At 65.0% G+C, this 8,485-nt stretch carries 8 protein-coding genes; all 8 read left to right on the top strand.

Features of this window, described 5'->3' with window-relative positions; translation table 11 throughout:
- Positions 1-436: 436 nt before the first annotated feature.
- The 8 genes from NTD82_RS16380 (at position 437) to NTD82_RS16345 (ending at position 8,397) form a co-directional block, all read left to right on the top strand.
- Positions 437-1,864: a PLP-dependent aminotransferase family protein gene (locus tag NTD82_RS16380; protein WP_262129472.1), complete on the top strand. Its 1,428-nt coding sequence runs from the start codon at positions 437-439 to the stop codon at positions 1,862-1,864.
- A 147-nt stretch (positions 1,865-2,011) separates the two neighbouring features.
- The gene (locus NTD82_RS16375) at positions 2,012-2,770 is read left to right on the top strand and encodes a class I SAM-dependent methyltransferase (protein ID WP_262129471.1); all 759 of its coding nucleotides are present in this window, start codon (positions 2,012-2,014) and stop codon (positions 2,768-2,770) included.
- A 184-nt stretch (positions 2,771-2,954) separates the two neighbouring features.
- Positions 2,955-3,806, top strand: a complete 852-nt coding sequence (locus NTD82_RS16370; protein ID WP_262129470.1) for an STAS domain-containing protein — start codon at positions 2,955-2,957, stop codon at positions 3,804-3,806.
- 4 nt (positions 3,807-3,810) lie between these two features.
- Entirely contained in the window at positions 3,811-4,173 is a 363-nt protein-coding gene (locus NTD82_RS16365) for an STAS domain-containing protein (protein WP_095159629.1), read from the top strand.
- Positions 4,170-4,574 (top strand): anti-sigma regulatory factor, encoded by a 405-nt coding sequence (locus NTD82_RS16360; protein WP_095159628.1) that lies wholly within the window; start codon positions 4,170-4,172, stop codon positions 4,572-4,574. The genes NTD82_RS16365 and NTD82_RS16360 overlap by 4 nt, the downstream gene beginning before the upstream one ends.
- Positions 4,565-5,581 (top strand): ATP-binding protein, encoded by a 1,017-nt coding sequence (locus tag NTD82_RS16355; RefSeq protein ID WP_410017060.1) that lies wholly within the window; start codon positions 4,565-4,567, stop codon positions 5,579-5,581. Before NTD82_RS16360 ends, NTD82_RS16355 begins: the two co-directional genes overlap by 10 nt.
- The gene (locus NTD82_RS16350; RefSeq protein ID WP_095159627.1) at positions 5,574-6,446 is read left to right on the top strand and encodes a sensor histidine kinase; all 873 of its coding nucleotides are present in this window, start codon (positions 5,574-5,576) and stop codon (positions 6,444-6,446) included. Before NTD82_RS16355 ends, NTD82_RS16350 begins: the two co-directional genes overlap by 8 nt.
- Positions 6,436-8,397, top strand: a complete 1,962-nt coding sequence (locus NTD82_RS16345; RefSeq protein ID WP_262129469.1) for a response regulator — start codon at positions 6,436-6,438, stop codon at positions 8,395-8,397. The genes NTD82_RS16350 and NTD82_RS16345 overlap by 11 nt, the downstream gene beginning before the upstream one ends.
- Positions 8,398-8,485: the final 88 nt, after the last annotated feature.

The following is an 8,485-nucleotide window of genomic DNA, read 5'->3' as shown; positions in this document are numbered from 1 at the left end:
GTTTTTATCCATGTAAACTCAACGGGGGCGCGACTTGAGGGCGCGCCCCCTACTGCATCAGTTGCTCTGATTCGACGTGCACGACGCTGCCCGGGCCGACGAACGGCTAATGCTGGGCAGCTTTTGTGTCGTACTCAGGCTCGTCCGGTGGGCCTGAAAGGTGCTGCAAGAACGCTGTTTCCGACGATTTCACACGCCGGTATCAGCGGGAGAGACACAAGGGCTGGGCCTTGCATCGAGAATTCATGGTTCGACGAGCGGTTGTTCATGAAGCTTCACGGCATTGATCTAGCGGTAACTGCTACCTAATGTAAAAATGTACGGCCTCAAGAGCCATGCACAGCGCGCACTAATCGTCACTGCACTGTACAGGCCGTCAATGCAATACAGCGCATGCGCGGCCGGCGTTACGCTCACTCGAAGGCACTGCTTCCCCATGTTCGAACTACGCCCCGATGCCTCGCCCCCGTTGGTCAACCAGATCATCAACGGGTTGCGCGAAGCGATCGAGAACCAGACTCTCAAGCCCGGCGCCAAGGTGCCATCGATCCGCGCCTTCGCCGCGAAATATTCGGTGAGCACCTTCACCGTCGTCGAAGCCTATGACCGCCTGGTGGCCCAGGGGCTGCTGGTCAGCCGCGGCACCGCCGGCTTCTTCGTCAACCGCACCGCCGGCGACCTGCTCGATCCCCAGGCCAGCGAACCGGACCCGGCCAAGCCGGCGTTCAACTCCGAGTGGTACCTGCAACAGATCTTCGAAAGCCGGCAACTGGCGTTCAAGCCCGGTTGCGGCTGGCTGCCCAACGACTGGATGTTCGAGGACGGCCTGCGCCGCGGCCTGCGCCAGGTCGCCAGCAGCGTCATGGAACTGAGCGGCTACGGCGACCCCATGGGCCTGGCCGAACTGCGCACCCTGACCGCGCAAAACCTGCAACAGGACCTGCGCATCGTCGTGCCGCCCAACCAGTTGATGCTCACCCACGGCGCCAGCCAGGCGCTGGACCTGGCGGTGCGCACGCTGGTCAAGCCCGGCGACGTGGTGCTGGTGGACGATCCCGGCTACCCGAACCTGATGAGCATCCTGCGCTTCCAGGGCGCGACCCTGCTCGGCGTGCCGCGCACGCCCAACGGTTACGACCTGGAGCACCTGGAGCGGCTGCTCGACCATCATCGCCCGACGGTGTTCTTCACCCAGCCGCACCTGCACAGCCCAACCTGCTCGCGAACCCCGCTGGTGCAGTTGCACCGCCTGCTGCAACTGGCGACCCAGCACGGCATCCGTCTGGTGGAAAACAACCTCTACGCCGACATGATCGAAGAGCCGCAACCGTGCCTGACTACCCTTGATCACCTGCAGCAGGTGGTCTACGTCGGCAGCTATTCGAAGAGCATCTCGCCCAACGTGCGGGTCGGCTACATGCTGGCCAACCCGGAACTGATGCAGCGCCTGGTGCAACTGAAAATGCGTTCCGGGCTGACCACCTCCCAGGTGATGGAACGGGTGGTTTACGCCGCCATCACCGACGGCCGCTGGCGCAAGCATCTCAAGCGCCTGCGCCAGCGCCTGGCCGAAGCGCATCAGGAAGTGGGCCGGCAACTGGCGCGGCTGGGTTTCGAACGGTTCATCGAATCGGACGAAGGCATGTACATCTGGACCCGCCACCCGGCCATCGCCGACAGCGCCGCGCTGGTGGACGACGCCCTCGACCAGGGCATCATGCTCGGCCCTGGCCAGTTGTTCCTGGTGGACTCCCAGGCCACCGGCTGGATGCGCTTCAACGTCGCCTTCAGCACCGACCCGGCGTTGTGGGAGCAACTGGAGAAGTTGCTGGTCAAGCATATTCGCGGGGCGAAAGAGCGGTGATGGGTGGCGTGCGCTTGCCTTGACCCACCGGCGATCCCATGACATTTGCGCCAGTTCCCGGCCGCAGGGGCGGAAAAAGGTCGAATGGTCGCCGCGCCACGACTGGCGCTAGCATCGGTCAACCAAAAAGAAAGACAGAGGCCGGTCATGACAAGCACGAATTTCAAGGATCATTTCTCCAGCGGCTCGGCCGGCTACGCGGCCTACCGACCGGGCTACCCGCTGGAACTGATCGACGAACTGACCAGCATCAGCCCCGGCACCGGCCGGGCGCTGGATTGCGGTTGCGGCACCGGGCAACTGTCGGTGCTGCTGGCCGAGCGCTTCGACGAGGTGCTGGCCACCGACGCCAGCGCCGCGCAGATCGCCGCCGCTGAACCCCGCGAAGGCGTGATCTACCGCACCGCCCAGGCCGAAGACAGCGGCCTGGCGGAAAACAGCGTCGACCTGATCACCGTCGCCCAGGCCGCCCACTGGCTGGACCTCGACCTTTTCTACGCCGAGGCCCGGCGCATCGCCCGGCCACAAGCGGCCATCGCCCTGATCACCTACGGCGTACTGCACCTGGAAGGCGAGCTGGACCGTCACCTGCAGCAGTTCTACTACCACGACATCGCCAGCTACTGGCCGCCGGAGCGCCGCCATGTGGAAACCGGCTACCGCGACCTGCCCTTCCCCTTCGCGGCAATCGAGGTGCCACCGCAGGTCATCGAGATGCAGTGGACCCTGCCGCAGTTGATCGGCTACCTGAACACCTGGTCGGCAGTGAAGGCCGCGCAAAAAGCCCTCGGCGCCAATCCGGTGGACGCCCTGGCGCAACGGCTCGCCGAAGAATGGGGCGACCCGGCCACCCGCCGCCGGATCACCTGGCCGCTGACCATCCGCGCCGGGCGCCTTCGTGACTGAAACCGGGGGGCGGGCGGCCGTTGGCAAATCTTCCGGCCACGGAACCATTTGCATAGCCGAATGATCCGAGTCACATTCGCCGCCAATAGTGGCACGGCGCCAAACAATTCCCCTTCGGCAGTGCTACTGTCGAATACCGGTAGCGTGGGTAAACCGGACCTCTTTCTCAGGAGCAATCACGAACATGGCAGCATTCAGCACCAGTACGCTCGACGCGATCAAATCCCAACGCAGTCAATTGCTGAGCGAATGGACCAAGAGCCTGGAAGCCAGCGGCTCGACCCGCAACCTCAAGGAGTACGATCTGCAACAGCAGACCTCGGAGTTCCTGCAACTGGTGACCAGCGGGCTGGAGAACAACAGCGGCACCAATATCAATGTCCCGGGCTGGGAAGAAACCCGCCAGTTCCTCGAAAAACTCTCCCATAGCCGCGCCCTGCTCGGCCATGACTCGCACCAGACCGCCAACTTCATTTTCTCCCTCAAGGGCCCGCTGTTCGGCCTGCTGCAAAGCCACTACCGTGACGATCCGGCGCAACTGGCCGAACAGCTCTGGGAAATCTCCGAGCTGCTCGACGCCTTCGGCATGCACACCATCCGCACCTTCCAGAAGTCCCGCGAGTCGGTGATCAAGCGCCAGCAGGAAGAACTGCTGGAACTGTCCACCCCGGTGGTCAAGCTGTGGGACGGCGTGCTGGCGCTGCCGATGATCGGCACCCTCGACTCGCAACGCACCCAGGTGGTGATGGAGTCGCTGCTGCAACGCATCGTCGATACCGGCGCCGAGATCGCTATCATCGACATCACTGGCGTTCCAACCGTCGACACCCTGGTCGCCCAGCACCTGCTCAAGACCGTCACCGCCATCCGTCTGATGGGTGCCGACTGCATTATCAGCGGCGTGCGTCCGCAGATCGCCCAGACCATCGTCCACCTGGGCCTGGACCTGCAAGGCGTGGTGACCAAGGCCAACCTGGCTGACGCCCTGAAACTCGCGCTGACCCGCCTGGGCATCAGCATCGTCAAGCCGGTCTGAACCCATGGAGCGCATTCCAATTCTGCAAATGGGCGAGTTCCTGCTGGTGACCATCCAGGTCGACATGCATGACCAACTCGCCATGACCCTCCAGGACGACCTGTCCGAGCGCATCAGCCGCACGTCCGCCAAGGGCGTGCTGATCGATATCTCCGCGCTGGACATGGTCGACTCCTTTATCGGCCGGATGATCGGCACCATTTCCGGCCTGTCGAGCATCATGGATGCCCGCACAGTGCTGGTGGGCATGCAGCCCGCGGTGGCGATCACCCTGGTTGAACTTGGCATGACCCTGCCCGGCGTCAGCACGGCACTGAACGTCGAGCGGGGCATGCGCCTGCTCCAGGAACGAGTAGCCCGACAATGATCGTGCGCAGCAGCGGCACCCAACCGATCCGCCTGGAACAGGATGTAGTGCTGGCACGCCAGACCGCGCGCAAGGTCGCCGCCGAGTGCGGCATGCGCCTGATCGACCAGACCAAACTGGTCACCGCGGTCAGCGAGCTGGCCCGTAACACCATGGTCTACGGCGGCGGCGGCGATATGGAATGGCAGGTGCTGGAAGACGGGCCGCGCGTGGGCCTGCGCCTCAAGTTCAGCGACAACGGCCCCGGCATTCCCGATATCCGCCTGGCCATGACTGACGGCTGGACCTCCGGCAGCGGCCTGGGCCTGGGCCTGTCGGGTGCCAAGCGGCTGGTGGAAGAGTTCGAACTGGACACCGCGCCCGGCGAGGGCACCCGCATAACGATCACCCGATGGACGTGACTATCGCAGGTGCGCTGACTCAGGTCCTGCTCATCGAAGACGTCAGCCAGATCGGCTACGCCCGCCGCACCACGCAAAAGCTCGCCGAACAGCTCGGCTTCAACGAAGGCGATGCCGGGCGGGTGGCGCTGGTCACCACGGAACTGGCGAGCAACCTGCTCAAGCACGCCGCACGGGGCGAGCTGCACGTGCAGACGGTGCCCGGTAAAACCGGCGTCGGCGTGGAAATCTTGGCGATCGATCGCGCCGGCGGTTTCGACCGCGAGGCCTGCCTGACCGACGGTTTCTCCACCCGGGGCACCCAAGGCATCGGCCTGGGCGCGATAGCGCGCCAGGCGGAAGTCTTCGACATGTACGCCGACGACCGTGGCGCGGTGGTGCTGACGCGCTTCTATGCCGGCGGCCAACGCAACGCCGACCTGCGTTTCGGCGCCAGCCAGCACTCGCTGCACAACGACCCGGCCTGCGGCGACTGCTGGCAACTGGTGCTGTCGAGCAACGGCATCAGCGCGCTGGTGGTGGATGGCCTGGGCCATGGCGAAGAGGCCGAACGCGCCGCCCTGGCCGGCCGCAAGGTGTTCGCGAGCATGCCCTTCGCCGCGCCCCAGGACCTGTTTCAGGACATGCACCAGGCGATGATCGGCAGCCGCGGCGGCGCGGTGGCAGTGGCGCAGTTCAACGCCAACAGCGACAGCCTGCGCTTCACCGGCATCGGCAATATCGGCGCCAACCTGATCGGCCCGGAAAAACTCCGCGGCCTGACCTCGCACCCCGGCATCGTCGGCGTGCAATACCGGAAAGCCCAGCCCTTTGACTATGCTCACGTGAACGGAAATCTATTGATCATGTACAGCGATGGCCTGCAGTCCCGATGGAACCTGCGCGACTATCCCGGCCTGGTACATCGCCATCCGGCGGTAATCGCCGCCGTCCTGCACCGCGACTTCTGCCGTGGCCGCGACGACGCCACGGTACTGGTCGTCGCCCTGGAGGCTACTCATGGCTGACCTGTCCACCCTCAGCGAAGAACAGCGCGCGCTGTTCCAGCGCCTGGAAAACGAGACCGAGGCGCTGCGTGCCGAACTGGAAGAAACCAACCAGGGCGTCCTCGCGCTGTATTCGGAACTCGACACCCAGGCCGAACAACTGCGCCAGGCCTCGGACCTGAAAAGCCGCTTCCTGTCCTACATGAGCCACGAATTCCGCACCCCGCTGGGTTCGATCCTGAGCATCACCAGCCTGCTCGCCGACGAACTGGACGGCCCGCTGAGCCCCGAACAGCACAAGCAGGTGGCCTTCGTCAGCAACGCCACCCGCGAGCTGAGCGACATGGTCGACGACCTGCTCGACCTGGCCAAGATCGAGGCCGGGCGCATCACCATCTCCCCCGGCTGGTTCGACATGCTCGACCTGTTCGCCGCCCTGCGCGGCATGTTCCGCCCGATCATCAACACCGCCGAAGTGGCGCTGATCTTCGAGGAACCGCTGGGCTTGCCGCGGCTCTACACCGACGACAAAAAGCTCGCGCAGATCCTGCGCAACTTCATTTCCAACTCGCTGAAGTTCACCACCAGCGGCGAAGTACGCGTCTCGGCCAGCCTGGAAAGCCCGGACAAGGTGCGTTTCGCCGTGAGCGACACCGGCATCGGTATCGCCCCGGAACTGCACAACGCGCTGTTCGAAGACTTCTCCCAGGTCGACTCGCCGTTGCAGAAACGCCTGCGCGGCACCGGCCTGGGGCTGTCGCTGTGCAAGCGCTTCGCCGCCCTGCTCGGCGGTGAGGTCGGGGTGCAGAGCGAGCCCGGCATGGGCTCGACCTTTTTCGTCATCATTCCGCTGGCCGTGGCCATGGAGTCTGTCGATGAAACGTGACATCCGCCTGTTGATCGTCGACGACAACGTCGCCACCCGCTACGCCCTGCGCCGACGCCTCGACCGTCACGGCTATGAGGTCCTCGAAGCGGGCACCGGCGGCGAAGGCCTGGCCCTGATCGAGCGCGAGCGACCCGATGCGCTGATCCTCGACGTCAACCTGCCGGACATGAGCGGCTTCGATATCGTCCGTAAACTCCGTGCCGACCCGCTCACCGCCCTGCTACCGGTGATCCACGTCTCCGCAGCTTCAATCCAGACCGGCGACATCATCACCGGCCTCGACGCCGGGGCCGACGCCTACCTGATCCACCCCGTGGACCCGGACGTGCTGCTGGCGACCCTGCGCACCCTGCTGCGGGTCCGCGACACCGAACACGCACTGCGCGAGAGCGAGGCGCGCTTTCGCGAGATCTTCACCAACGTCACGGCGCCCATCGCTGTGCTCGACGCCAACCTGACCGTCCACGAATGCAACCACGCCTTCGCCCGGCTGCTGCCGAACAACGGCGACCCGGACGCCCTGCACGACTGCCTGGAAGATAACCCGTCGGCCACGATCGGCGAGTTGCGCCTGCGCCTGGCCGACGGCGAGCGCTGGAAAGGCACGCTGAACATGCGGGTCAGGGGTGAACGACGGGAAACCGAGTGGCAGATTTCACCCTACCGCACGCCGGGCTCCAGCCTGGTGTTCGTCGAGGACGTCACCGAGCACCGCCACCGCGAACGCTCGCACCGGGCGCAACTGGACGACGCCAACACCCAACTGGCGAAAGAGGTCGCCGAGCGCGCCCGCACCGAGGCACAACTGCTGCAGGTGCAGAAAATGGACGCCCTCGGCAAGCTCACCGGCGGTATCGCCCACGACTTCAACAACCTGCTTACCGGGATCATCACCAGCCTGGAGCTGATCCGTAAACAGACCAGCGGGCAGCCGGCGGGCAAACTCCAGATCTATGCCGACGCCGCGCTCAACTCCGCCACCAGCGCCGCCTCGCTGACCCACCGCCTGCTGGCCTTCGCCCGCCAGCAGCCGCTGGACACCCGTCCGGTGGACATCAACGAGCACGTGCGCTCGCTGGAAGAACTGCTGATCCGCACCATCGGCGAACGCATCGCCCTCAAGCTGGAACTCACCGATCAACCGGCGACCGCGCTGGTCGACCCGGTGCAGTTGGAAAGCGCGGTGCTGAACCTTGTGATCAACGCCCGCGATGCCTTGCCCCAAGGTGGCACCATCTGGGTTACCACGCAGAGCGCCAACGCCCTCGGCAACCCCAAGCTGCAGGACGGCGCGTACGTTTCGCTGTCGGTGCGCGATGACGGTATCGGCATCGACCACAGCGTGATCGACAAGGTCTTCGAACCTTTCTTTACCACCAAGCCGCTGGGCCAGGGCACTGGCCTCGGGCTGTCGACCATCTACGGCTTCGCCCGCCAGTCCGGCGGTGACGCCTACATCCGCAGCGTGATCGGCCGGGGCACGGAAGTGACCATGATCCTCCCGGCCAGCAGCGCTCCGTCGCTGCCCAGCGTGGTGCCGGACAGCGTCAACCCGCAGGGGCATGGTGAACACTTGCTGATCGTCGAAGACATGCCGGCGGTGCGGATGTTCGTCAGTGAAGTGCTGCTGGATGCCGGCTACCGCTGCACGGCGGTGGAAAGCATCGAACTGGCGCTGGAGAACCTGCAGAACGATCCGTCCATCGAGTTGCTGCTGACCGATGTCGGCCTGCCGCGCATGAGCGGCCGTGAACTGGCCGATGTCGCCCGGGGCTGGCGGCCGACGCTGCCGATCCTGTTCATGACCGGGTACGCCCAGAGCGCGCTCAACCGCCAGGCGTTCCTGGCACCGGGCATGGACATGCTGTTCAAGCCGTTCCAGATCGGGGAGTTGTTGGACAAGGTGCGGCGGGCGCTGGATGGCGGCGGCGCGGTGCCGGTTGCCTGACGCGGAAATCTGGGGTTTGGGTGTTGGTGCAAAATGGGCGAAATCTGAAGCGACCCCGTTCTTACGGGAGCTGGCTTGCCAGCGCCCG

This window comes from Pseudomonas sp. 5P_5.1_Bac1, from assembly GCF_025466015.1.
Classification (GTDB): Bacteria; Pseudomonadota; Gammaproteobacteria; order Pseudomonadales; family Pseudomonadaceae; genus Aquipseudomonas.
This window is presented reverse-complemented; position numbering and strand designations above follow the sequence as displayed.